At 41.6% G+C, this 25,899-nt stretch carries 23 protein-coding genes; 10 read left to right on the top strand and 13 right to left on the bottom strand.

The features are described 5' to 3' along the window. Positions 1-192 precede the first annotated feature (192 nt). A complete protein-coding gene (locus tag V7L07_RS31050; protein WP_335063247.1) occupies positions 193-1,209 on the top strand; it encodes a ribose-phosphate pyrophosphokinase in 1,017 nt (338 codons plus the stop codon). Positions 1,210-1,440: 231 nt separating this feature from the next. Here the strand turns inward: V7L07_RS31050 and V7L07_RS31045 are convergent, their stop codons facing one another. The 3 genes from V7L07_RS31045 to purN all read right to left on the bottom strand — a co-directional run bounded on the left by V7L07_RS31045 (position 1,441) and on the right by purN (position 5,312). After that, entirely contained in the window at positions 1,441-2,952 is a 1,512-nt protein-coding gene (locus tag V7L07_RS31045; RefSeq protein WP_335063245.1) for a sensor histidine kinase, read from the bottom strand. 436 nt (positions 2,953-3,388) lie between these two features. Continuing rightward, positions 3,389-4,159 carry a hypothetical protein gene (locus tag V7L07_RS31040; RefSeq protein ID WP_335063244.1) on the bottom strand — a complete coding sequence of 257 codons (771 nt, stop codon included), beginning with the start codon at positions 4,157-4,159 and terminating at the stop codon, positions 3,389-3,391. A gap of 502 nt (positions 4,160-4,661) precedes the next feature. Beyond that, positions 4,662-5,312 (bottom strand): phosphoribosylglycinamide formyltransferase, encoded by a 651-nt coding sequence (purN, locus tag V7L07_RS31035; RefSeq protein ID WP_335063242.1) that lies wholly within the window; start codon positions 5,310-5,312, stop codon positions 4,662-4,664. A 76-nt stretch (positions 5,313-5,388) separates the two neighbouring features. Between purN and V7L07_RS31030 the strand changes: the two genes are divergently transcribed. After that, entirely contained in the window at positions 5,389-5,664 is a 276-nt protein-coding gene (locus V7L07_RS31030) for a hypothetical protein (RefSeq protein WP_335063241.1), read from the top strand. 5 nt (positions 5,665-5,669) lie between these two features. Next, positions 5,670-8,411 (top strand): caspase, EACC1-associated type, encoded by a 2,742-nt coding sequence (locus V7L07_RS31025; protein ID WP_335063239.1) that lies wholly within the window; start codon positions 5,670-5,672, stop codon positions 8,409-8,411. A 93-nt stretch (positions 8,412-8,504) separates the two neighbouring features. On the opposite strand, the gene V7L07_RS31020 is transcribed toward V7L07_RS31025, so the two are convergent. Both V7L07_RS31020 and V7L07_RS31015 read right to left on the bottom strand, forming a co-directional pair. Continuing rightward, positions 8,505-8,780: a BrnA antitoxin family protein gene (locus tag V7L07_RS31020; RefSeq protein ID WP_335063238.1), complete on the bottom strand. Its 276-nt coding sequence runs from the start codon at positions 8,778-8,780 to the stop codon at positions 8,505-8,507. Continuing rightward, positions 8,743-9,057 (bottom strand): BrnT family toxin, encoded by a 315-nt coding sequence (locus tag V7L07_RS31015; RefSeq protein WP_335063236.1) that lies wholly within the window; start codon positions 9,055-9,057, stop codon positions 8,743-8,745. Before V7L07_RS31015 ends, V7L07_RS31020 begins: the two co-directional genes overlap by 38 nt. A 97-nt stretch (positions 9,058-9,154) precedes the next feature. Between V7L07_RS31015 and V7L07_RS31010 the strand changes: the two genes are divergently transcribed. The 4 genes from V7L07_RS31010 (at position 9,155) to V7L07_RS30995 (ending at position 14,227) form a co-directional block, all read left to right on the top strand. Further along, positions 9,155-9,379: a ribbon-helix-helix domain-containing protein gene (locus V7L07_RS31010; RefSeq protein WP_335063234.1), complete on the top strand. Its 225-nt coding sequence runs from the start codon at positions 9,155-9,157 to the stop codon at positions 9,377-9,379. After that, the gene (locus V7L07_RS31005; RefSeq protein WP_335063232.1) at positions 9,366-9,704 is read left to right on the top strand and encodes a type II toxin-antitoxin system PemK/MazF family toxin; all 339 of its coding nucleotides are present in this window, start codon (positions 9,366-9,368) and stop codon (positions 9,702-9,704) included. Before V7L07_RS31010 ends, V7L07_RS31005 begins: the two co-directional genes overlap by 14 nt. A gap of 329 nt (positions 9,705-10,033) precedes the next feature. After that, a complete protein-coding gene (locus V7L07_RS31000; RefSeq protein WP_335063230.1) occupies positions 10,034-12,955 on the top strand; it encodes a caspase, EACC1-associated type in 2,922 nt (973 codons plus the stop codon). A 390-nt stretch (positions 12,956-13,345) separates the two neighbouring features. Then, on the top strand, positions 13,346-14,227 hold the full coding sequence (locus tag V7L07_RS30995) for a carbohydrate ABC transporter permease (protein WP_335063228.1): 882 nt from the start codon (positions 13,346-13,348) through the stop codon (positions 14,225-14,227). A gap of 7 nt (positions 14,228-14,234) precedes the next feature. On the opposite strand, the gene V7L07_RS30990 is transcribed toward V7L07_RS30995, so the two are convergent. Continuing rightward, a complete protein-coding gene (locus V7L07_RS30990) occupies positions 14,235-14,801 on the bottom strand; it encodes a thermonuclease family protein (protein ID WP_335063226.1) in 567 nt (188 codons plus the stop codon). Between the two features lie 277 nt (positions 14,802-15,078). On the opposite strand from V7L07_RS30990, the gene V7L07_RS30985 reads away from it, so the two are divergent. Continuing rightward, complete coding sequence (locus V7L07_RS30985; RefSeq protein ID WP_335063224.1) at positions 15,079-15,420, top strand: winged helix-turn-helix transcriptional regulator; 342 nt, start codon at positions 15,079-15,081, stop codon at positions 15,418-15,420. Positions 15,421-15,510: 90 nt separating this feature from the next. Here V7L07_RS30985 and V7L07_RS30980 read toward each other — a convergent pair whose 3' ends face one another. From V7L07_RS30980 to V7L07_RS30970, 3 genes are read right to left on the bottom strand one after another with little or no spacing between them, the layout of a single operon-like run. Then, on the bottom strand, positions 15,511-15,906 hold the full coding sequence (locus V7L07_RS30980; RefSeq protein WP_335063223.1) for a salt stress protein, Slr1339 family: 396 nt from the start codon (positions 15,904-15,906) through the stop codon (positions 15,511-15,513). Positions 15,907-15,933: 27 nt separating this feature from the next. Beyond that, positions 15,934-16,539 (bottom strand): vWA domain-containing protein, encoded by a 606-nt coding sequence (locus V7L07_RS30975; RefSeq protein ID WP_335063221.1) that lies wholly within the window; start codon positions 16,537-16,539, stop codon positions 15,934-15,936. A 55-nt stretch (positions 16,540-16,594) separates the two neighbouring features. Further along, a complete protein-coding gene (locus tag V7L07_RS30970) occupies positions 16,595-17,200 on the bottom strand; it encodes a vWA domain-containing protein (protein WP_335063220.1) in 606 nt (201 codons plus the stop codon). On the opposite strand from V7L07_RS30970, the gene V7L07_RS33595 reads away from it, so the two are divergent. Then, entirely contained in the window at positions 17,196-17,552 is a 357-nt protein-coding gene (locus tag V7L07_RS33595; RefSeq protein WP_442936101.1) for a transposase, read from the top strand. The two genes, V7L07_RS30970 and V7L07_RS33595, sit on opposite strands and share 5 nt — an antisense overlap. Here V7L07_RS33595 and V7L07_RS30965 read toward each other — a convergent pair. Next, on the bottom strand, positions 17,491-21,120 hold the full coding sequence (locus V7L07_RS30965) for a response regulator (protein ID WP_335063218.1): 3,630 nt from the start codon (positions 21,118-21,120) through the stop codon (positions 17,491-17,493). The two genes, V7L07_RS33595 and V7L07_RS30965, sit on opposite strands and share 62 nt — an antisense overlap. Before the next feature lie 358 nt (positions 21,121-21,478). On the opposite strand from V7L07_RS30965, the gene V7L07_RS30960 reads away from it, so the two are divergent. Beyond that, positions 21,479-21,712, top strand: a complete 234-nt coding sequence (locus tag V7L07_RS30960; protein ID WP_335063216.1) for a hypothetical protein — start codon at positions 21,479-21,481, stop codon at positions 21,710-21,712. Between the two features lie 509 nt (positions 21,713-22,221). Here the strand turns inward: V7L07_RS30960 and V7L07_RS30955 are convergent. From V7L07_RS30955 to V7L07_RS30945, 3 genes are all read right to left on the bottom strand, one after another. Further along, entirely contained in the window at positions 22,222-23,133 is a 912-nt protein-coding gene (locus V7L07_RS30955; protein ID WP_335063214.1) for a hypothetical protein, read from the bottom strand. 58 nt (positions 23,134-23,191) lie between these two features. Next, positions 23,192-23,470, bottom strand: coding sequence for a GlsB/YeaQ/YmgE family stress response membrane protein (locus V7L07_RS30950; protein ID WP_335063212.1), 279 nt, complete (start codon positions 23,468-23,470; stop codon positions 23,192-23,194). Positions 23,471-23,913: 443 nt separating this feature from the next. After that, positions 23,914-25,632, bottom strand: a complete 1,719-nt coding sequence (locus V7L07_RS30945; protein WP_335063210.1) for an ATP-binding protein — start codon at positions 25,630-25,632, stop codon at positions 23,914-23,916. Positions 25,633-25,899 lie beyond the last annotated feature (267 nt).

The raw sequence follows: 25,899 nt of genomic DNA, 5'->3' as shown, positions 1-25,899 counted from the left end.
GTGGATGAAATTGATGACAGTTAAGCTATCAATACCTTATTTGCCAAGAAGACTAAATAATTAGCGAATGATAATTTGATAATTTTATGCAGAAATGTTTAAATTTTGTATGGAAGCTTTAACAAAACTCACAGATGTTTTTTTAGGCTGTTTCTCGGTTAAATCTATTAAATCTCTAATGATAATATTACTATGAATGCACATAGAGGATCTGCTGTACTCAGTTCTGCAACTTTCAAAGTGCAACCATCTACAACAGGACTCAACGATAATCATCGTCTGCGGCTGTTTTCTGGCTCTGCCAATATACAGCTGTCTCAAGAAGTCGCTCGTTATGTGGGTATGGACTTGGGGCCAATGATTCGCAAAAGATTTGCGGATGGAGAACTTTACGTTCAAATCCAAGAATCTATTCGCGGTTGTGATGTCTATTTAATCCAGCCATGTTGTCAACCCGTAAACGATCATTTGATGGAATTATTGATTATGGTTGACGCCTGTCGTCGGGCTTCTGCGCGACAGGTAACAGCAGTAATTCCCTACTATGGCTATGCTCGTGCCGATCGCAAAACAGCAGGACGAGAGTCAATAACCGCCAAGCTGGTTGCTAACTTGATCACTGAAGCAGGAGCCAATCGCGTTCTAGCAATGGATTTACACTCGGCTCAGATTCAAGGCTATTTCGATATCCCCTTTGATCATGTCTACGGTTCACCAGTATTGCTGGATTATCTAGCAAGCAAACAATTACCCGATCTGGTAGTTGTTTCTCCCGATGTTGGTGGTGTAGCAAGAGCTAGGGCATTTGCGAAAAAACTGGGTGATGCCCCATTGGCGATTATTGACAAACGTCGTCAGGCACATAATGTTGCAGAAGTGTTAAATGTCATCGGCGATGTTAGAGGCAAAACAGCAGTATTAGTGGATGACATGATTGATACTGGGGGCACGATCGCTGAAGGAGCGCGATTGCTGCGTGAAGAAGGAGCGCGTCAGGTATATGCCTGTGCAACTCATGCGGTGTTCTCTCCACCAGCGATGGAGCGATTATCCAGTGGCTTATTTGAGGAAGTGATTGTGACAAATACGATTCCCATACCAGAAAACAATCGTTTTCCCCAACTAGTGGTGCTGTCAGTAGCTAATCTCTTAGGAGAAACTATTTGGCGGATTCATGAAGATACTTCAGTCAGTAGTATGTTTCGCTAGACTGTCATTCTAATGGTGTAAATTACGTACACTGTCCTCTTTATTGGGGGACAGTGTAAATTTTTAGCAACTCTAAAATTTTAAATGAATAAGTTAAAAAACATCTAATTTGCAATAACTTAATTTAATTACGATCATAAGCCTATCTAACTATTAGTGAGACATAGGTAACGCAACTTGTAACAGAATTATCCTTCTATGACATAAACTCCGTAATCCCAATCCTTATGTCTAATTACTGACTACTGGTTTATGTTTATTGCTAACTTCTAAAGGCAGGAAAATCGTCAAAACTTCCCCGTAGTGTGGACGCTGACGCACAATCAGTTTGCCACCGATCGCCTGAAACAAATGCTTGGTTGCGGCGATATTTAAACTAATCGTACCTGTTTCTGGTTGAAACATCAGCAATTGACCCAGAGCTTTACGAATTGGTGGCCTTGCAGGTGTGGCAGCTTTATTTGAATCTTTGCAGCCGAATTGGGGCGATAATTGTAACTTCAGTTGATCTCCAGCTGGGATAACTTGTACTTGAATATGGCTGCCAGCAGGTAAACTGCGAGTAAAATTTTCCATCAAACCAGTGAGTACCTGATCCAACATGGTGGGATTGCTCACCACTGTTGGTAGTTGCTGAGGTAAAACAACATTTAAAGTTAAGTTCCGCCGATGTGCTGCTTGTTCCCAACGGGGAATACTCTGCTGCAATACTTGATCTAAAGACATCGGCGTGAGTTGAGTTTTTGATGATTTTGATGAGGTAGTAGTTTCCAGTTCTGCTGCCTTAAACAGCAATTCCATGCGGTCAATTTGTTCAGTACATTCGTGATCGATAATTTTTAAGCGATTGATCACACTAACATCTAAGTCTCGCCGCTTCAACAATAGACGAGTCATGGTGCGAATAGTTGTTAAAGGTGTGCGAACTTCGTGAGCGAAGGCTTGGAGCAATTCTACATCAGGATTTGGGGATTGGGGATTGGGGATGGTGGGGCCCCCTCTGGGGATAAGGGGTAATGGGGATTGGTTATTCTCCTTGTCCAACTTATCCCCAGTCCCTAGTAAAGAGTCCCTAGTTTCTTCTGGTTCTGTGAATTTCTGAAGCAACAACTGGCTAAACTGAATTATGATGCGGTAGTCTGGTGCTACCGGGGAATACTGTTCTACTAATGCGTCCAAGCGGGCGAAAAATTCTGGATTAGCCAGCATTACTCGTGCCCCTAGCGATCGCCAAGCCTGTTGCACTACTTCTGGTTCAAAAGAAAATGAAAAGGTTTTTTTACCGTTTTTGTGGGTTGCTAAAACCAGTACTAATCTAAATTTATCTGTAAAAACCAAGCAAAATTGTTCTGCCCCTAGCGGATCGGCAGGTAGTAAGGGAAGTACCGATTCATGGGGAGCAATTTCATCATTTACATACGCGGTGCTGTAACCCGCAGCAGACATCACACCTGGCATCTGAAATGGCATCAGTGCCAAGGGATTAAATGGTTTTGCCGTAAAAGTTACTGTTTGTAAACTTTGAATCAGTTTTGGTTGACTAAATAAGGGTGCTGGTGCAGCTAAAACTAATCCTTGGATTGTATCAACTGAATCAGATGCTAAAGTATTTAATAGCAAATGTTCTGTCGCTGCGAGGCTGACACGCCATTGCTGCTCTGCTTTAGCAGGTGAAGATTCGGCCACACTTGATTGATTTTCAGCCAAGATTTCGCTCAGGCTTGGCAATATCCATTTGTACACAGGTTTTCACCCCTTAATTCAAGAGCGACTAACAGCGTCTAGGGTAGAAATTTCACTACTACCTAAGAGGTTATAGCTATTTGTGTACTGATAACAGTGGTAGAACCGAACAATTCGGGGGCAATTTCCCCTAACTGCGATCGCAGTTCTGACTTTTCACGGTATCTGGAAAAACTCTCTCCTGAAAGGCTACGGTATACACGGAAGTCTTTGAGGGATTGAAGAAGAGGCAGGGGGGCAGGGGGAGCAGGGGTAGGGGTCAATAGATCGCGTTGTAGGGGCAATTCATGAATTGTCCCTACGACAAATATGGTTTTTGACCTTTTATATCATGTCCTTGCGAGCGCAACGAAGTGAAGCAATCACAAGTGTTTAACCAGACATGATATTACATATTTGATGTTTATTGTCAATGCATAAGTAATATTATCTAGCTTCAAACAAATAATTTGAATCGTGCTAGCTGATTTTCAATGGTTCCTGTAAGGATTTTATTCAGTTCTGTGGTGTCTTGGAATTGCAAAATTTGCTGTGTGGGTAAGTCGAAAGAAAATTGCCCTTCAAAGTCTGGGCGTTCCATCTGCGCTAATAAAATCTGTTCAGAACGCTTACTTTGGATGGCATAGCCAATTTCAATACAGACATTCGGACTGGGAATTAATTGGGGGATTTCTTTACCATCAATAATCGCAATGGGCGCAGTGTCAGCGATAAATAGCAAACTCTTACGGATTTTTCGCATGATTGTGCGGTTAATTCGTAGAGGTGCGCCACTGACACGAGAGGATTCTACTAATGTTAGGGGAAGGCGTGATCGCAAGTTTAAACTTTCCAAACTTTTTCGCAGTTCTTCTCTGAGAGCATCTGTCGCTGCGGGATATTCAGTTTGAGAAGATAAAAAAATCGTTGGTTCTAACTGAGCCAACACTGCTTGCTTGGTAAAATAAATTTCATGGCTAATTAAGTCAATGTTAGAGACACAATAGCCACCACTACCTTCAATATAAAATTCAATATTTTCCCCTTCCAGATAGCGCCCAAACCAAGTTGATTTCTTCACTTCGTCACTTTCTTCCAAAAAGTCTGCTCGCAATGCTGATTTCAACAGACTTTTTTTGCTTAAGCGAATGTCTGGCGGACGTTTTTCCAGTTCTGGAATCGGCTCATAATCTTGTAGATACCACGCCCTGAGCGCAATAATTGACATAAGACGCTATTTCAACTGTTTCTCGCTACTCAAATTAGTATAATCTTACACCCAGAGGATGTCAGATTTCCGACTTCTCTTTAAACACAACAACACCCAAACCTCTACTCCCTGAAGTATCCCTCTCCTTATTTATCCTAACCAGGGATGTACTAACTTTCACCGCTTCTGTAAAAAAGTAATGAAAATCAATGACAGCATGGGATCAATTACGCAGTGGTGGTATAGCGGTTCCAATTCAGATGAGGTACAACATTAGATTGCAAGGTGTAGGGGCACGGCAGTGTTCATTAGTGTGAACTTAACGTGAAACGGGCGGTTAGAAACCTTACGGGTGTACCTTGCTAGGTCGGGAAATGCTATAGACAAGGTTTTGCGATCGCAGATGATTGAATCAAGTTTGCTGATTTATCTAATTGGCGTAATCACATCGACTCTAAGCAAGTAGAACTAGATTACCGAGAATTCTGTGAATAATCGCTATGTAATTAATTTTGTTTGGTTACTTGTGCTTTGACGAAGAAGCTGCCAGAGCGATCGCCAGTGGTAAAATTCGATGTTCCTGAATTTGAATTCTGGTGTGGAGCGTTTCTGCTGTATCATCCGGCAGTACTGGGACTGCGGCTTGCATCAATATTGGGCCACTGTCCATTTCTAAACAAGCTATATGCACTGTACAACCAGTGATTTTTACCCCAGATGCCAAGGCTTGTTCTACAGCATGAATGCCTTTGAAACTAGGTAACAAACTAGGATGGATATTAATAATTTTATCAGGAAAGGCATCAATGAAAACTGATGTTAACAATCGCATCCAACCTGCCAAAATCACCCACTCTACATCGTAGCGCTGCAATGTCTGCACAATTTCCCGATCAAACTCTTCTCGGCTTTGATACTTGCGGTGATTTAATAAAACAGTTTCTACACCTCTATTAGCTGCTCTCACTGCTGCCTTCGCAGAGGGATTATTGTAAATTAAAACTTGAATTTGGGCATTTAGCCGCCCATCTTGGATAGCTTGGGCAACTACATCAAAATTGCTGCCATTCCCAGAAGCCATAATTCCCAGTTTTAAAGGGGCAATTTGTTCACAAACATCGCTAATGCTGGGAGAAATCAAGCTCAGGGTAGAATCAGGGCGGAAGGTCATAACAGCTAAGAGGAAAAATTATAGATGCCAAAAAGATATAATAAGTACACTTTTGTGTAAAAGCGTAGCTTGTTTAATGCAAAAGGACGCATTGGCATTGTTACCCGATGCATTGGCATTGTCAACCGATGCATTGGCATTGTTACTCGGTGCATTGGCATTGTTACCCGGTGCATTGGCATTGTCAGCCGATGCATTGGCATTGTTACCTGATGCATTGGCATTGCAGGGTAAGCTGTTCCACATTCAACTTATAACTAGTCCGGTTGATAGAAATAATATTCTAAAACTTGGTATAAAGAAGACAGCACAGAAATTAAAGCCATATCGGATTCGATCGCAGCATAGGTGAGTTAAATGGCGAAGGTAGCGTTGCTGATTGGGGTCAGTGAGTATGAACCAGGGCTGAGTCCTCTTCCTGGAGCAGTTAAGGATGTAGAAGCGTTGCGAGAGGTGCTTCTGCATACAGACATGGGTGGATTTGTTGCCTCAGATATTACCCTGCTAAAAAATCCTGAGCGACAAGATGTAGAAGAAGCGATCGAGCGTCTATTTACCAATCACCCAAAAGATGACTTGGTGTTGTTTTACTTTTCAGGGCATGGCATCAAGGATGATCTAGGACAGCTTTACTTGGCAACGCGCAAAACACGCAAAAATAGCAAAGGTGAATTAGTTCGTTCTACTGCTGTTGCAGCGCGCTTTATCCAACAGTGTATGAGTCTTAGCCGCTCTCGTCGGCAAGTGGTTATCCTGGATAGCTGCTTTAGTGGCGCGTTTGCCGAGGGCATGTCCGCCAAAGATGACGGCGCGATTGACATCCGAGAGCAGTTAGGCGGTGAAGGACGAGCCGTATTGACTTCTTCTAGTTCAACACAATATTCTTTTGAGCAAGAGGGACAAGATTTATCAATTTATACTCGTTTTTTGATTGAAGGTATCAAGTCGGGAGAAGCCGATCGCGATCGCGATGAGTTTATCTCCATTGATGAACTCCATGAATACGCCAGTCAGAAGGTGCGAGAACTTCAGCCGGCGATGAAGCCGGAAATCTATGCAATTCGAGAAGGCTTTAAAATTCGATTGGCAAAGGTGGCTCCGGGCGATCCCAGACAGCGATACCGTAAAGAGGTAGCGCGATTTATTCATCGAGGCGAAATTTCCTTTGTTGGTCGTCGTACATTGGATGTATTGAGGACTCGCTTGGAATTGGAGACAACTGAAGCAAAGGCGATCGAAGATGAGGTGTTAGAACCTTATCGCAATGATTTCCGCGACAAACTCCAGCAGTATCAGCAAGTGTTCACCGAGGTACTGGAGCGGGATGAGACGATTACAGATGGTGATCGCCACGATCTACAAAATCTCCAGCAAATTTTGGGGCTGCGGAATGAGGACACGATGCCAATTGAGGCACTAGTGACTGCACGGTTTAAGACACATCAGCAAAACCTGCAAACATATCAGCAAGCGTTTACAACGGCACTGCGACAGGAGTTTCCCCTAAGTGCAGCAAGCCGCGATCGCTTACGGCAAACCCAGCAGCAATTAGAACTTGAAAATGGAGATATTGCGGCGATAGAATCTCAGATTACGGCTGAGGTAGAGGCATATCACCAGAAACTCCAGGACTACCAACGGCTGTTTTCTACTGCCACGCAGCAGGAATATCCTCTCAGCGAAGCAACCCGCAATGACTTACACCAACAGCAGCAGCGCTTGGAACTGACTGATGTAGATGTTGCCCCAATCGAAGCACAAATCACAACCCAGATTGAAAGCTATCATCAAAAACTCCAGCAGTACGAGCAAGCGTTTGTGAAGGCGACGCAGCGCCAGCATTATCCAGATGAGGTGACGCGAAAGCAGTTGCAGCAAACGTGGCAGACGTTGGGGTTGAGTGAAGGAGATGTGAGTGCGATCGAGAGGCGGATTAATGCGGAGATTGAAACCCATCAAGCAAACTTGCGGCAATATGAGCAGGAATTTACAGAGGCTATTGAGCAAGAATATCCGCTCAGTGCTTTCAAACGCTCTCAACTAACGCAACGTCATCAAGCGTTGAATCTGACTGCTGAGGATGTGACTGCAATTGAAAATCCAATTATTGCTGCGATCGAGGAACATCGGCAAAAGCTTCAGCAGTATGAAGAGGTGTTTAGAGAGTCGATGCAGTTTGAATATCCTCTCAGTGATGCTACTCGTGAAGAGTTGCGACGATTTCAGCAAGTTTTAGATTTGAGTAATGGTACTGTTCTTTCTATTGAACAGCAAGTTATCACAACTTTCCAATCTTTAGAACCTAATCAATCACCATTAATTGCTAATCAAAATTTAACAAACAATCCAACATCATCAGTAGAGTTATTAATATCGGAACCAGATAAATCGATTACTCAGAAGGATCAACCTTCATTGCTTAGTTCTATGACAGAAACAACTAATGATAGTTCTTCTGAACCACCAAAAAATAATTTAATTAGCGGAAATTTAGTTTCAAATCTAGACTCTAATAGAATATTTTCCAGTAGGAATAATCATTTAGTATTTTACATTGCTTCCTTAATTGCCTTAGTTAGTGGAATAGTGGTGTGGAAAGAGATGTTTCTCCCAGCACAAAGAAAAACTGCGGAAGGTCTTACTAGAGATGCCAAAGCTTTTCTAGCAATAGGTCAATATAATCAATGTATTAATATTCTCGCAAATGCTACTAAATACGGTTTCTATGAAGGCTTCTATGATATTTGGAATGAGCAGAATGGTTTACGCATTCAGTGTCAAATTGGAGTTGATATGCCGCAGATTTTTTCACTACCCTCTAAAGCAAAATCTCTTACTACACAGCAAATGGATTCGCTGAATTCTTTATTTGAAAAATTCAAAGATAGAACAGTAAATAGTTCTAGTGTGTCAGTATCAATTGGTGCTACAACAATATATCAGGGATGGAAAGGATTATGTGTTGGAGAACAAAAACCATATCCAGAAAGAGTTTGGGGGTGTGGAACATCAGCACAGCATGAACTCCTAAGTTATGGCAATATACAATCGGAGAATCGATTGATTAAATCACGAGGTTGGGTTTTGTATAAACCATAGTTCTATGAGCAGAGGAGAAATATAATGTTAATAGAATCCCATCTCAAGCGATCGCCTTAGAAGTTCAACTATTCCACAGCATCGTTTTAATGACTATCGATGAGCTTTCATATATGCTCGGAGTAAAGTATTGATCTGCGTTTGATAACCCCGTCCTTGCGACTTAAACCACTCTAATACATCGCTGTCAATGCGTAACGTCACCTGTGCTTTATTTTTTGCCGCAGGTAAACCCCGTCGAACTGTAGCCTTGGCAAACAGTTCTGGTGTAATTTCTGGGCAATCTGATAAATCAATATCTTCATCGCTCATAGCATCAAGTCGTTGCCAATCAGTCTGAGAATTGCTCGAAATAGATTCGTTGCTCATATTTGGTTGCCTTTCTTGCAGAAATAATGCGCGTTAAATCATCACGCTCTGTATGGACAATAGCAACGACTCGCCCCTGCAACAAGCCAAAGGTGACGAAACGCTGCTCTCCGTAGCTGTAGCGGTCATCTTCAACCGTCACCGTGTCTCCATCAAATACTGCTGGGATATCGATAAAATCGATTCCGTGCTTGCCAAGATTTGTAAAGCGTTTTGCTTCATCCCATTCAAACTGCATTACCGAAACACAGCTACGCTTACCTGATTGTAACGACAAATTGTAGTTACAGCCACTTAGCCAAACGCACCTGCTGGGCTACGAGATTAAGCTAGAATATTAGTAGTAATTATTTTTGCTACTAATTGGTAGGAAGATGAATGTAGAAAAACTCTCTATTTCCTTGCCACCGTCTTTAGTGGAGTTTGTCGAAAATTACAAGCGCAATAAAGGATGTAAATCTCGTTCTCAAGTAATTGAAGAAGCATTAGAATTGCTGCGAAACCGAGAATTAGAGGCAGCTTACCGAGAAGCGTCTGCTGAAATTGATAACGATTGGGATGTGACAGTAGCAGATGGTTTAACAGATGAAACGTGGTGATATTTATTACGCAAATCTTAGTCCGGTGATGGGTTCAGAAATGGGTAAACGTCGTCCAGTGCTAATTGTCAGTAATGATATCAGTAATAGTGCTGCTACCACTGTGACAATTTTACCGCTTACTTCTAATGTCAGCCGTGTTTATCCCTTTGAAGTTTTGCTTAATCCAGAGATTAGTGGTTTAACAAAACCTTCTAAAGTACAGGCGCAGCAAGTACGAACAATTTCTAAGCAACGAATTACAGGTGAAGTATTAAATAGTTTAAACGAAGAGATGATGGTACTAATTGATTCGGCGTTGAAATTGCATTTGGGATTGGTTTGAGTTTGCAGAAAAATAGCGATGTTTAAGTAAAGACTCCAAGTAGAGATAATTATGAACCAAAAGCTTACCCAAGCGATCGCCTTAGAAGTTCAGCTATTCCACAGCATCGAACAGAAAGAAAATTTTCTCTTTTTAGGGACTTCCAAGAAATAAATTACCCAATCTTGTGGGGCGGGCGAGACGCCCACCCCACAAGAAGTAGTTTATCCTGATGATTTCTACATTCGCGTTGAGTCGGGTTGATAGAGGTGATACTCTAAAACTTGCTATAAAGGAAACAGTACAGAGATGAAAGCGTATCGAATTTGATCGCAGCATAGGTAGGTTAAATGGTGAAGGTAGCGTTGCTGATTGGGGTCAGTGAATATGAGCCTGGGCTGAATCCGTTGCCCAGTGCGGTCAGAGATGTGGATGCAGTATATGAGTTACTGCTGCATCCACAGATAGGCGAATTTGCTACATCAGATATTACCCTGCTAAAAAATCCTGAGCGACAAGTTGTAGAAATGGCGATCGAAACGCTATTCTCTGGACGGCACAAGGATGATTTGCTGCTGCTGTACTTTTCAGGACACGGCATCAAAGACGATCGCGGTAGGCTGTATCTAGCGACTCGCAACACCAGGAAGACACAGCAGGGCGAATTGATTCGCTCAACATCGGTGTCTGCCAATTTTATTCACGATCGCATGAGCGAAAGCCGCTCCCGTCGGCAGGTGGTGATCCTGGATAGCTGCTTTAGTGGCGCGTTTGCTGAGGGAATGTCTGCCAAAGATGACGGCACGATTGACATCCGGCAGCAGTTGGGTGGTGAAGGACGAGTCGTGTTGACTTCTTCTACTTCGACTCAATATTCCTTTGAGCAAGTGGGGCAAGATTTATCGATTTACACTCGTTTTTTGATTGAAGGTATTAAGTCGGGAGAAGCCGATCGCGATCGCGATGAGTTTATCTCCATTGATGAACTCCATGAATATGCCAGTCAGAAGGTGCAAGAACTTCAGCCGGCGATGAAGCCGGAAATCTATGCAAGTCGAGAAGGCTTTAAAATTCGACTGACAAAGGTGGCTCCGGGCGATCCTAGACAGCAATACCGTAAAGAGGTAATGCGATTTATTCATCGAGGCGAAATTTCCCTTGTTGGACGTCGGACATTAGATTATCAGATGACTCGCTTGGGATTGGAGACAACTGAAGCGAAGGCGATCGAAGATGAGGTATTAGAACCGTACCGCAAGGAGTTCCGTGAAAAACTCCAGCAGTATCAGCAGGTATTCACCGAGCTACTGGAGCGAGACGAAACGATTACAGATGGCGATCGCCTCGATTTGCAAAATCTCCAGCAAATTTTGGGGCTGCGGAATGAGGACACGATGCCGATTGAGGCACTAGTGACTGCACGGTTTAAAACACATCAGCTAAATCTGCAAACTTATCAGCAAGCTTTTACAACAGCACTGCGACAGGAGTTTCCGCTTAGTACGACAAGCCGCGATCGCTTACGGCAAACCCAGCAGCAATTAGAGCTTGCAAATGGGGATATTGCCGCGATCGAATCTCAGATTACGGCTGAGGTAGAAGCATATCACCAAAAACTCCAGGGTTACCAACGGCTGTTTTTTACTGCCACGCAGCAGGAATATCCTCTCAGCGAGACAACCCGCAATGATTTACACCAACAGCAGCAGCGCTTGGGACTAACGGATGTAGATATTGCCCCAATTGAAGCCCAAATCACAACACAGATTGAAAGCTATCATCAAAAACTCCAGCAATACGAGCAGGCGTTTGTGAAGGCGACGCAGCGCCAGCATTATCCAGATGAGGTGATGCAAAAACAGTTGCAGCAAACGTGGCAGACGTTGGGGTTGAGTGAAGGGGATGTGGGTGCGATCGAGAGGCGGATTAATGCGGAGATTGAAACGCATCAAGCAAACTTGCGGCAATATGAGCAGGAATTTACTGAAAGTATTCAGCAAGAATATCCGCTCAGTGATTTCAAACGCTCTCAACTAACGCAACGTCACCAAGCCTTGAATCTGACTGCTGAGGATGTGACTGCAATTGAAAATCCAATTGTTGTGGCGATCGAGGAACATCGGCAAAAGCTTCAGCAGTATGAAGAGGTGTTTAGAGAATCGATGCAGTTTGAATATCCTCTCAGTGACGTTACTCGTGAAGAACTTCAACGTTTTCAACGAATTTTAGAACTAAATGATGCGGAAATAGCTGAACTCGAAGCAATTATTATTCAACCATCTTCAGAAGCAGAATCCTGGAAACAGCAAGAGAAAAAACGAATTTTAGAACTAAATGATGCAGAAACATCTGCACTTGAAGCAATTATTATTCAACTATCTTCAGAAGCAGATTCCCGGAAACAGCAAGAGAAAATCAGACAGCAAGAAGAGATTTCCGTTAAGTTTGAAACGGTAACGGTGGATGAAAAGGGACAGGTAATTAAACCAGATTCTAACAAGGAAGCTAAGTTTTTTAAGGAGGACTTAGGCAATGGCATAACTTTAGATATGGTTGAGATTTTTGGAGGCTCTTTTAATATGGGTTCGCCACCCGGTGAAAATGGTCGAACCAAAAATGAAGAACCACAGCACCCTGTAAATGTGCCTACTTTTTTTATCGGCAAGTTTCAAGTGACTCAGGAACAATACCAGCAAATAATGGGTAATAATCTCTCTAAATTCAAGGGAAAAAAACGCCCTGTAGAGCGAGTTTCCTCGAATAATGCAGTAGACTTTTGCAAAAAGCTGAGTCAAAAGACTGGGCGCGAATATCGCCTACCTAGTGAAGCAGAGTGGGAATACGCCTGTCGTGCAGGAACAACGACACCATTTTACTTTGGCGAGACGATTACAACTGAGTTAGCTAACTATGATGGGAATTATACCTACGCTTCTGCACCAAAAGGAAAAAATCGTCAAGAAACAACAGAAGTAGGAAGTTTTCCACCCAACGCCTTTGGATTATACGATATGCACGGGAATGTCTGGGAGTGGTGCGAAGATACTTGGCATGACAGCTATAAAGGAGCGCCTAGTGATGGAAGTGCATGGATAGATGATGATAATCAATATCAGATGTTGCGGGGCGGTTCCTGGTTCGACTATCCTATCTATTGCCGTTCTGCGTCCCGCGACCTCGACAATAGGGCAGAGCGCTACCTCATCAACCACGATATTGGTATTCGTGTGGTGTGCGTGGCTGGGAAGAATTTTTACCCCTTTATACTTTAGCTCTTTTGCCCTCTACCCTTCTTTCCTTTACCATACTCAGTGCTGAGTGCTGAGTGCTGAGTACTGAGTGCTGAGTTTTGAAGTTCAGTACTTAGTACTTTCGCACTATGGTAAAAGCCCCGCGCCTCTCTGTGAGACGCTGCGCGGACGTGGGCGGTCTTTTAACTCAGCACGGGCTAAACGCCCCGCTAGCGCTAACGGAACTCGGAATTCAGCACTCTTCATCCTTTTTGAGTGTAGCGAAGCAGAACAATCTAATTTTTTTTCAAAAAACAGAGTAGATTAAATTGTGAACCAAGAGCTTACCCAAGCGATCGCTAATGCTAGAAGAAACCAAGCTAAGGGTAGAATCAGGGCGGAGGGTCATACAGCTAAAAGAAAAAATTATAGATGCCAAAAATATATCCTAAGTCGTGGTTGGATAACGATACAGTAGCAGCCTGGATTTTCCTCACACCAGCATTAATTTTACTAGGCGTTTTTATCATTTGGCCGATCGCTTATTTGTTCTACCTCAGTTTCACAGCTGGTAGTTTCACCTTAAAAGGTATTTATTGGATAGGCTTAAAAAACTATTGGCGCTTGCTACTCAACCCAGACTTCTGGCAAGTTTTGGGTAACACCTTTTATTTTACTGTCGCTACCATCATTCCCAGCTTAGTTATCTCTTTGGGATTGGCAGTACTATTAAATCGCTCCATTCCCTTGCGGGGAATTCTGCGGAGTGCTTATTTTTTACCTTCAATTATTTCACTTGTGGCAGCCGGTTTGGGATTTCGCTGGCTGTTTCAAACATCAGGGCCAGTTAACGGGCTTTTAGATTTTTTTGGAATTCCAGCTATACCTTGGCTAGGGGATACATTTTGGGCAATGCCGGTAATTATTTTAATGAGTATTTGGAAACAACTCGGTTTCAATATGGTAGTTTTTTTAGCAGGGTTGCAAGCAATTCCGCCCAGTCGTTACGAAGCAGCAGATTTGGATGGGGCAAATGCTTGGCAACAATTTTGGTATATTACTCTACCTGGATTGCGCCCGACTGTGATATTTGCAATCATCACTACCGCGATTTTTACATTGCGGAGTTTTGAGCAAGTTTATGTGATGACTGGCGGTGGCCCACTGAATTCAACTAATTTGCTAGTTTACTACATTTACCAAGAGGCTTTTGCTCAATTTGATTTTGGTTATGCAGCAGCCGCCGCGACGGTATTACTAGCAGCGACGTTGGTACTAGTGTATTTGCAACTGCAAACTTGGGGAGAAGAGTAGGGAGACTTTATTTTTTATATAGGCTGCGATATTCCCAAGGATTCACAAATTTAGTATCACTCCAAATGCCAAGCCGTCGTTCTTTCGCCTCAGCTTCGGCTTGTTGAACTAAATCTTTGCTAGGACATTTGTTTAAATAGGGACGATATACTTTTGCTAAACCTTCTTGCAACAATACCTGTTGCACAAAAGTACCATTTTTTAAACGGACTTCGGCAATTTTGCGTCCATAGCGATCGCTATCGGTGATATTCAAAGTCACGCGATCGCCTCCTTGTTGAACCAGTTGTTGCACCCGTTCTTGAGCTTTTACACCCCAAGTAAATTGATTGCGATCGCTACTGCGTTTACTCTGTTTTTCTTTGTTTGTATGGGCTATTTCTGGTGCATCTACACAAGCAAAACGCACAGTAAAATTTTTGCCGTTGGTATCTTTGACTACTAAAGTATCGCCATCACTCACTCGCTCAACTGGTTCTCCAGAATTACCGATAAAGCGTTCGCAGCCCATCAAACCCCAAATTATGATAGTTGCACAAAGCCAAAATCGTACTGGTTTAGTTAATCTCTCCATCCAAACTCACCTACATTACCTCTGTGGGATGATACTAGCAAAATACAAAGATATATTTGTTAACTGTTGACATACTGCCACAGCTAATTCAAAATTCAAAAGATGATGCGACAGATTTCTGCTATTAAAGTGCAAAAACTCAATAGGTTTAGCCTGATGAAAAACTTTTCATATTCCCGGAACTGCTACACTAGTTATGGAAAACCTAAAACAAGTAATAATCAGATAAATAGTATTACTACCCAGCAAACCTGAGTTAGGCTATTCCTAAAAAACTATGAAAGCTGAAGCAGAAAACCATTTCAGGCTGACTTGTGAAGTAGAAACTACCATAAAGGTGATTGGCGGACGCTGGAAAGTTTTGATTATTAGAGAATTAATGAGTGGCGTAAAACGCTTTGGTGAGTTGCAACGCGCTTTACCTGGAGTTACGCAAAAGATGCTAACTCAGCAACTCAGAGAAATGGAGGAAGACGGCATTATTCATCGAGAAGTTTATCCCCAAATTCCACCCAAAGTAGAATATTCTCTAACGCCTTTAGGAGAAAGTTTGCAACCAATTCTCTATGCTATGCATGAATGGGCTGTGCAACATTTAGCTAGATCAAGTCACCATTAATATTGAGCATAAGTAATAAATAATCATTGCTAACTTTCAATTTGAGCTAGCAAATTTCTTCAAATCACGAATTACGAATTACGAATTATTTTATTCGTTGTTTCGTAAATATTCAATCGCTGCCTCTAATTTTGAGGGGTAACTTTCAGCAAACCTTTCAAACCAAAGTCCTTCAGACGAAAGTGGATCTACTTTAGCTAACCATTGTTTTGCTTGAACTTTCAAAGCCTCTAATTGTTTGGCTTTAAGTTGTTCTTGTCGAATTCGTTCCTGTTCTAGTTCTTGCTGTCTTTTTAATTCAATAGCAGCATCCTCTTCGGCAAAACCAGCTTTCACTTCTGCCAAAAGGTTATCCATAAAAGATGTCGGCTTTGGCGATGCTGGAATAAACGATTTGGCTGCGGCTGATTTTGATTTCTGCTGTTGTGGTTTTACTTCTTTGTATTCAGTTTGGAGTTCAGCTAATAGCTTATCAATGGAATCCATTTTGGCAATTCCTAATAAATGGTATAGCTAGTCATTAATAGCATTAAGTAGCACTTCCGATAGACTCAAATCTTCCATATCTTCCATAGTAATGGTGTCACAGATATCAAACTTAGCACCAGCACTTTGGAGTTCATCATCTAAGACTTTGAGAAAGCGGGTAGCTTGTGGATCTGTGCCGACTTGAATGAAGGAAATGGCTAATTCTTCATCTCGATCGATGCGGCGAGAAGCTTCAATAATTACTCTCATAACTGCTTTGCGATCGTCCGGTTCCCCATCAGTAATCACTAAAATTGTTTCACCATTTGGCTTGGTTTGACCGGCTGCTTTACGTTGCAGATAATCATCAGTTGCGTGTTTTAACACACCTGCCAAATCAGTTGTACCAGAGGGGTCATTCTCTCGGAAAATTTGCGGTACTATGCTAGATGTCACATTTTCGTATCGTTTAAATCTACCAGAAAATACATAAATAGTGATGCCATCGGGGTCAAATTGCTCACACTTACTAGCTAAAGCTAAAGTAGATTCTTGTGCCGCAACCCATCTAGTTCTACCACCCTTTTGATCTTGGGTTGCCATGCTGCCGCTTTTGTCAATAATCAAGGTATAGTCACGATTTTCTAGCATTATTAAATTCTCCAGTTAATAGTAAAGAGTTACTAGACTATGAGCGATCAGCACATTAGTCAGTTATTGCGTTTGTTAATACATCTAAAAGGCTCATTTCTTCTAAGTCGTCTAAAGTGACGGTATCACAAATATCAAATTTAGCGCCGACACTTTGTAACTGATCGTCCAAAGCTTTGAGGAACTTAGTTGCTTGGGCATCTGAACCTACTTGAATGATTGAAATTCCTAATTCTTCATCACGTTCCATCTGGCGAGTAGCATGAATAATTACTTCAAACACAGCCTTGCGATCGTCTGGTTCACCATCGGTAATAACTAAAATTGTCTCTCCGTTTGGCTTACTTTTACCGGCTGCTTTGCGTTGAAAGTAATTATTGAGTGCATCCTGGAGTACACCTGCTAAGTTTGTTGTGCCAGAAGGGTCGTTTTCGAGAAATATCTGCGCGACTTTGGCTGAGGTGACATCATCGTAGCGTTTAAATCTACCAGAAAACACATAGACGGTGATGCCATCGGGGTCAAACTGTTCGGCCTTTCTGGCCAAAGCGAGAGTAGACTCTTGGGCGATTTCCCATCTACTTCTACCACCCACTTGGTCGGGTGTGGACATACTACCGCTTTTGTCAATGATTAAGGTATAGTCGCGATCGCTCATCATAATTTTCCTTCGATTCTTACCCTGTGGTTCTAGTCTAGTCCATGAATTTAACGACACCGTAAGTATTTTAAGCTTTCGTATCAATTATGCTACTCAATCATGTACCTGTCCTGCTGGCAATCCCAATGTTGCTTGGTGTCCTAAAACAGATCACCGTGGTTATCCAGTCATTGAGGTACGTTTTGCTGCAATGAAGTGCAAAGTCTGTCCGTTGCGTTCGCAATATACTCGCGCCAAACATGCTCCGCGTCTGCTCAAACTCAGACCGCTTCTTCAATTGATTCACTGGTTCACCGATACAGCCAAACTCGCAGTAGTGAAAGCAGTTGCTCAGTATCTACAGGTTTGGTGATGTAGTCAGAAGCTCCAGCTTCGATGCATTTTTCCTTGTCGCCTGGCATGGCTTTGGCAGTTAAAGCAATGATTGGTAGTGAGCGAAACTGTTGTTGCTGGCGGATAGCACGGGTGGTTTCGTAACCATCCATTTCCGGCATCATGATATCCATCAAAACGATATTAATGTCAGGATTTGTTTGCAGCTCCTCTATGCCATCTCTACCATTTTCGGCAAATAGGACTTGCATTTGATAGCTTTCTAAAAAGCTGGTCAGGGCAAAAATATTTCGCAGGTCATCATCTACAATCAAAATTTTCCGATTGGCCAGCACCGGATCGTTTTGATGTAGTTGCTCTAGTATTTGCCGCTTTGGTGGGGGCAAATTTGCTTGCACTCGATGTAAGAATAGGGCAGTTTCATCTAACAATCGTTCTGGCGATCGCACATTTTTAATGATAATTGTCTCTGCTAGTCCCCGCAATTGGGTTTCTTCTTGTCGGCTGAGTTCTTTGCCTGTATACACAATGATTGGCAGTTTCAACAGCCTGGGTTCAAGCTTGATCTGTTCAATGAGGGCAAACCCGCTCATATCGGGCAGACCGAGATCCAGTACCATACAATCAAAGTGATGCGATCGCAAAATCGAGAGGGCTTCTGCTCCCGTACCCACTGCTGTACTCTGGACATCGCCATTACCAATCAGTTCGATAATACTTTGAGCTTGTACCGGGTCATCTTCGACGATCAGGAGATTTTTTACCTGACGCTCAATAAAGCCTTTAATCTCAGTCAATACCTGAGTTAGGGCTTCTGGAGACACAGGTTTTTGTAGATAGGTAATCGCTCCTAGATTTAATCCCCGTTGCTGTCTTTCATCTACAGAAAGGATGTGTACTGGTATATGTCTGGTATCTGGTTTATGCTTCAGACGATCCAGCACCGTCCAGCCATCCATCTCTGGCATGTGGATATCTAGCATAATTGCATTGGGTTTAAACTGTTCTGCTAGTGCTAGACCTTGTTTACTGTGTAAAGCAACAATAGTCTTAAAGCCCTGCTGACGTGCCATATCTAGTAAGATGCGGGCAAATTTATCGTCATCCTCAATAATTAGCAAGGTGCGATCGCCTGGTTGAATTATTTCTCGATCGTCTGGAATTTCGCTAGGGAGGATGGTAAGTACTTTCGCGGATGAAGAGGTATCTATAAATGTGGTTCTGGTTTCCACCATTGGCACATCTTTGATAGTCGATGCTGTGCGGATAGAGGTGATTGGCTCAGGGGGTGGGGTAGTGAGCGTATTTTGACTATTCTTTTTTTCTTGTCGCCTGGGTAAGAAAAGGGTGAAGGTGCTTCCTTGCCCTGGTTCGCTAACTATTTCAATTCTCCCTCCCAACAGTTGAGCCAATTCACGGCTGATTGATAAGCCTAAGCCAGTCCCGCCATACTTGCGGCTGGTAGTGCCATCTGCCTGCTGAAATGCCTCAAAAATAATCTTCTGCTTCTCGGCTGGAATACCTATACCTGTATCGCTGACGGCAAAAGCAATCATGGAATTATCAACTTGGGCTATTTGTAACTTCACGCTTCCCTGTTCTGTAAACTTAAAAGCGTTAGCTAGGAGATTTTTCAGAACTTGTTGCAGGCGTTTGGAGTCGTTATAAATAGTTGGGGGTAACTTCTCATCCAGTTCAATAGTAAAACTGAGTTCTTTATTGTGGGCAACTTGCCGGAAAGTCTGCTCTAGAGATGTTTCCAAATCTGCTAAAGCAATTTGCTCAATATCAAGCGACATAGTGCCCGACTCAATTTTTGCTAAATCTAGAATGTCATTAATCAACTCCAGCAAATCATTTCCAGCTGAGTAAATAGTCCGGCTGTATTCTACTTGTTTGTCAGTTAAATTGTTGAGAGAGTTATCTGCTAGCAGCCTTGCCAAAATTAACAGGCTATTTAGCGGTGTCCGTAACTCGTGGGACATATTCGCGAGAAATTCTGACTTATATTTGGAAGACAATGCCAATTGTTCAGCTTTTTCTTCCAAAGACTGCCTCGCCCCTTCAACTTCCTGATTCTTGCGGGCAACTTCCTGATTTTGGACTTCTAATAATTCTGCTTTTTCTTCTAGCTCCTCATTTAATTGCTGTAATTCTTCGTTAGACTGCTTGACCAGAAATTGTGATTCCTCTAACTCATGCGCCTGTTCTTCTAGGCGTTGATTGCTTTGCTGTAGTTCTTCTTGCTGGGTTTGGAGTTCTTCTGTTAAAGCAACAGACTCTTCGAGTAGTTGCTGGGTTTGTACTTGTGAGGCAATATTATTTAAAAATACACCAAGAATTTCACTCAATTGCTCTAGAAATGTCAGGTGTAACTGGTTAAAAGACCCAAAAGAGGCAAGTTCAATTACAGCATTTACCTCTGCTTCAAATAGTATAGGTAAGACAATAATATTTAGCGGTGGTGCTTCTCCCAAGCCAGAATTGATGCGGATATAGTCATTAGGAACTTCTGTTAGGAGGATTCTTTGTTTTTCTAGGGCACATTGTCCCACCAATCCTTCACCTAAGCGAAACTGATTTGCGAGGTTTTTCCGCTCTTTGTAAGCATAACTACTCAACAACTTCAGCACAGGCTGGTCATCTATGGAGTCCATCGCATAAAAAACGCCCTGCGAGGCCCCAACCAGTGGTGCTAAATTTGACAAGAGCATCCGAGCCACGCTTTCCAGATTTCGCTGCCCTTGGAGCATCTGGGTAAATTCGGCTAAGTTAGATTTTAGCCAGTTTTGCTCCTCATTTCTTTGAGTTGTGTTTCGCAGATTAACAATCATTTGGTTGAAGGTGCGTGTCAACACACCAATTTCATCCAGGCGATCGCTATTTTGTAAACTTACCGATAAATCCCCATCTGCCATTTTTTCTGCTAAATCAGAAACTTGCTTCAGTGGTGCTGAGATATGTCTGGTCAGGGTGAATCCAATCAAAGCTAAGAGCAAAGAAAATAAGGGAATACTATAGACAATACTGGCGATCGTTTGCTGGGCGGCTGCTCGTGCTTTCTCTGAGCGCATTTTCAGCAGTGCATTCTCCTCATTTTTCATCGCCTGGATAACTTTCTGGATATTATCCATCAGTTGCTTACCCTGGTCTGTCAAAACAGCTTTCTGAGAAGCTTCTAAGCCCTGGCTTTGCCGTAACTGTATGACATTTTTCATTACAGCCATCCTCTCGGTTAGTAGTGGCTGCAAAATATCAAGCCGATTTTGTTGGTTGGGATTATCTACCGTTAACCTTTGAATTTCCCTAACTTTTTGATTTATTACTTGAATAGCAGCGTTATAAGGTTCTAAATAGCGCTGTTCGCCAGTGATAATGTAACCGCGTTGTCCAGTCTCAGCATTTGTCAGTTGCAAGTTGAGGTCTTCAAGCTGACTTAACACCTGGTAAGTATGGCTTTCTTTACGTGAAGTTTCAATTAGCTCATTGGTGCTTTGGTAGGAGATTAGACCAATGGTGGCCAGAGTTGCCAAACTTAAGGCAAAACTTATTCCAATCTTGGTTCCAATCTTCAAACGGTTCAACATTATTCCCGGCAGGTATTCAAGTTACTTCTGTTTTTGAGACTATTCTGATGATGTTTTGACTATCCAAAATAAATATTAGGATACATTCTCGTAGGAAATGTCTATTTTTTTTACACTGCAAATATTATTATTTGTATCTTAATATATTTATATATAACGTTATTTTAAATAAAATATAACTAATATTTTTCTTTTCTATCATTTTGATGTTTTAATTTATGAACCTTTAAATAGATAGCATAACTTCTTTCAAAAGAAGCAATGGCTGATGTCGTAATTGAATCTTGTGGTGGATAATTAAACACTTGTTATTAGATTATAAATTTAACATTAGACTTTTTCAAAAATGGTAGTTTTTATGATTACAGTTATTGACTTAGCAAGACCTAAATTCTGTAAAGGGCAAAAGGTGGAATTTATCGGTGGATTGGGAACCATAATACAATGTCATCCTAACTCTGGATACTGGTCGGATCTCGTAGAAATGGAAATGGGTTCAGAACCAGATATAGGTAGGATTGGTTACGAAACTACTATTTTACTATTTGAAACAGATATTACTTTACCTACAGATTACTCTCTTGCCTCTTAGATTTAATATCGAGATCATTTTATCAAAACACCATTGGAGGATATTAAGTAATTATCTGCTCATTTAATATTCGTATATATGAGCTTTAAATAACTTTGGGGCTTAAAAAAGCAGGATAGTAAAATCATGCTGCCATATAGTTAAAATTAAGTTCATTAAAACGCAATTTCTAGAAATGCTAAATATCTTAGCTTTGATGATTGGACATGATATCAATATTATTATACATCAGTATATAGAGCAAACATAACCTGGTTATCGCCAGCAGTATTTTAGTGGAAAGCTAAGGTTTTAAAAGCCAATCAATCCCCATAAGAGTATATAATTTTGGAATAAGTATATTCCTAGTATCGCAAGGCGGAAGTCAAAAATCTTATAAGTTAGGCTTTTCAACGGTTTAAAATGGTGGCTTTATTTACGCTGTGCTGTACTAGGCTGATATATAATGTTCAGAAATATACACAATGACGACATTTAGTCAAGGATCTTAATATTAACTTGACGTTTTACTATAAATTTCTAATCACCTGACGATCGCTTCTAGTTGCATCAAGTTCAGATTGGCTATAGATAGTAAAATGTTGAATTTTGTTACTTTCTAAAATAGCTCTCGCACCTGCTACGTAGATATCAGTACCTTTTAGAACCAATAGGTAATGATCAAGTCCTAAATGATACTCATAATATCTGGCCAGATCATCAGAAATTCCTAAATTAGTGTAGTTATCTTGAGAAATACTAATATTTTCCTCCGAAATAGCATTTAGGCTACTTGCATGTTTAGTAACTAGCGATATTTGACTCATTGGAAAGCCAGCAGTTCTCAGTTCAGTAAGCGCTTTTTCAGCATCTTGGCGCGTATAAAAAATACCCAGTGCGTGTTTGTAGCGACTATTCGGGGTCGAGTATGGCTCACAAATCGTCCACTGTTCAAGATCGCGACGATTAAAAATTCTCTTAGCAAGGCGAATTTCTATGTCTATACCAGTTACTATCACCAAATAGTAACCTTTGCAGACAAGATCGCTGTAACCCTGTGCTGGCTTTTCAGCAATTCCTAAACTTAGGAACAAAGCAGGCAAAGCACCTGCTAAAGTGGTAGCGATCGCACTTACTTCTGCTCCAGCTAAGATGACTGGGCCTATACCAGGAATTACCAAGAGTACTAAACCGACTAATAAGCCAGTCAGACCATCTAAAGCAGCACCAGTAACGGCTCCAGCAGCATCTTCTGAGGATGTATTGCTAGTGTGTTCTCTAATTTCAACACCAGCAATATCACTTTTTTCTTCTGTATTCCGTGCAACAACAGAAACTTTCTGCATTGGAAAATTAGCAGCTTTTAACTCTTGAAGTACCAATTGTGCATCGGAATACCTAGCGAAAACCCCTATAGTTATTCGCTCTTTTTCTAGTGTCATTTTATCGGTTTATTGCAGCTAGAAGTGATTCCCAAAACTGTTAGCTAATTTGAGGTAATTACACAGCCCGACGAGTCAGTAAACCCCAAAGGAAAATCAGTATCATCGCCCCAATCACAGAAAATAAAATGCTTCCCAGAGATAAAGCTCCTACAGATGCGGCGGCGGCTGAACTACTTCCGAGCAAGACTTGACCCAAATAACCCCCGAATACGGCTCCAAGGATTCCTAATATAATTGTGGAGAGAATACCACCACCTTGGGTTCCGGGATAAAATAACTTAGCTAATGCACCTGCAATTAAACCCAAAACCAGCCAAGCAATAATGTTAGTCATAGAATTTCTCCTTCCTTGAGGATCTGCTTTGTTTGTTTTTAACTGACTTTATATTAAAGTTTGCCTGCAAAATTTCTGATCTATCTAGAGAACTAATATCAAAAATCTTTAGATATTACCGATAGGTAAGCTGTTCGACTTTTAACTTGCATAATTAAGGTGGGTTTTTCGACGCATCCCACAAGAGTTATATAAAACAGGAATCAGAATACAGAATTCAGAATTCAGAATAAAGATGCGATGCTCTCTACGTTCGCGCAGCGTGTCGCAGACAGACGCTAAAAGCGTAGCTTTTACCTGTAAGTGTACCAATACTGACTACCACTGCGCTATCTGCCACTTGTACAGAATTCATTCTGTTAGCGGATAGCTAAGGTTTAGCCCATTCTGAATTCTGACTCCTGAGTTCTGAATTCTGTTGTGATAAATTTTAGATATGCAAACTAGATGTCATTTAGCTTATGGCGATCGCTAATTGATGATTGTGCTGATTTTGCAACTCGAATTGGGATTGCAATTATAAACTCTGCACCATGTCCTGGTGATGAAATACATTGTAAAGATCCACCATGCCTGTCAGTAATTATCTGGTAACTGATCGATAAGCCCATACCAGTCCCCTTACCAATTGGTTTTGTGGTGAAAAAAGGGTCAAATAAACGCGACTGGATTTCTTCTGGAATTCCTATTCCATTATCAGTAATCCGAATGATCGCATTTTCATTTATCTGTTCAGAAAAAATGCGAATCAAAGGGTTTCGACAAAGTTCTTTTTGGAAAGCATCTTCTAAAGCATCGATTGCATTTGCCAAGAGGTTCATAAAAACCTGATTTAGTTGCCCTGCAAAACACTGGATTTGAGGCATTTTACCATATTCTTTCACCACTTGAATTTCAGGGCGATTATTTTGTGCTTTCAAACGGTATTGCAAAATTAATAGGGTACTGTCGATTCCTTCATGGAGATCAGCCGTTTTGAACTCAGCCTCATCCAAACGAGAGAAAATTCGGAGACTAAGAACAATTTCTCGGATGCGTTTAGCCCCTATCTTCATTGAGGTTAACATCTTAGGTAAATCTTCTGTTAAATACTCAATATCTGCTTCTTCGTGAGCATTTTTAATTTCTGGCTCTGGGTTAGGATAATAATTTTGATAAAGCTTAATTAACAGCAGCAATTGTTGAGTGTAATCATCAGTGTGTTGGAGATTGCCATAGATAAAATTAACCGGATTATTAATTTCATGGGCAACTCCCGCCACTAGTTGACCCAGACTCGACATTTTTTCCGATTGAATCAATTGGATTTGGGTTTTTTTCAGGTCTTTTAAAGCTTGCTGAAGTTCGGCTTCTGCGAATTGCCGCTCGGTAATTTCGTCTCGTAATTGTTCGTTAGCATTGACCAAATCATCTCTGGAAGATTGTAGATCGTCTGCCATTTTATTGAATGAGGTAGCCAACTCGCCAATCTCACCGTGGGAGCGAATACTAACTCTGGTATTCAGCTTACCTTCAGCCAGATTCATCACAGCTTCCTGGAGTTGTTTAATTGGTTTGGAAATGGTTATGGAGAGTAGATAACCGGCTGTTAAGGCAAATATGCTACATCCCAAACTAATGACCGATGTGACGAGAATATTTTTATGGGCTGTTGCTAGTGCTGCTTGATAAAGCGGTGTATATTCTAAAATTACTGCACCAATTGTTTCATTTTTGCTAGTCTTAAAAGCCACAGCAATCAATTTAATCCCATTTGGGTATTCAGGACTAGTTTCAATATATGTTCTTGTTATACCATCTTCAATAGTTTTACCAACTTCATTATTGCGATCGCGATCTAATCGCGTACCGATATCTTCTGTAAATACATCTGCCTGGATGATTTTATTGCGGTCTACAATCTCCAAATCGCGCTGACGTTGCTTGTGTAGCGATTCAACATGCTTTTGCAAATGGGCTAGCATCTCATTTTGCGATCGCATTTTATGGTCTTCAAGCTCATGACTTACGAAATATCCCAGTAGTCCAGCAACTTCTTCTGCCTCTTGTTGAGCAAGATACTTAGCTATCTCTAATTGTTGATGGGCACTAATCGCACCAATAATTCCTGAGAGAGTAGCTATTCCTAAAATACCCGAAATTAATTTTTGACTAATTTTCATTCCTTGCTCAAAACCTCAAGTGCTAGCTACTGTGCTGATTTAGTTTTAGGAACTTTGCCCTTTTCCTAAAATTCCCACTTGTCAGGCTGAAAGCTACATATTTAGCAGATATGAGCAAAACTTTTAATTTAGCAAGAGAGGCAGAAGGCAATCTTGATGAAACAAATTTCAAAAGCCTTGGAGGAAAGAATGACTGGGGATTGGGGATTGGGGATTGGGGATTGGGGACTGGGGACTGGGGAGTGGGGACTGGGGATTGGGGACTGG

It is taken from the genome of Nostoc sp., from assembly GCF_036916985.1.
In the GTDB taxonomy this organism is placed as follows: Bacteria; Cyanobacteriota; Cyanobacteriia; order Cyanobacteriales; family Nostocaceae; genus Nostoc.
This window is presented reverse-complemented; position numbering and strand designations above follow the sequence as displayed.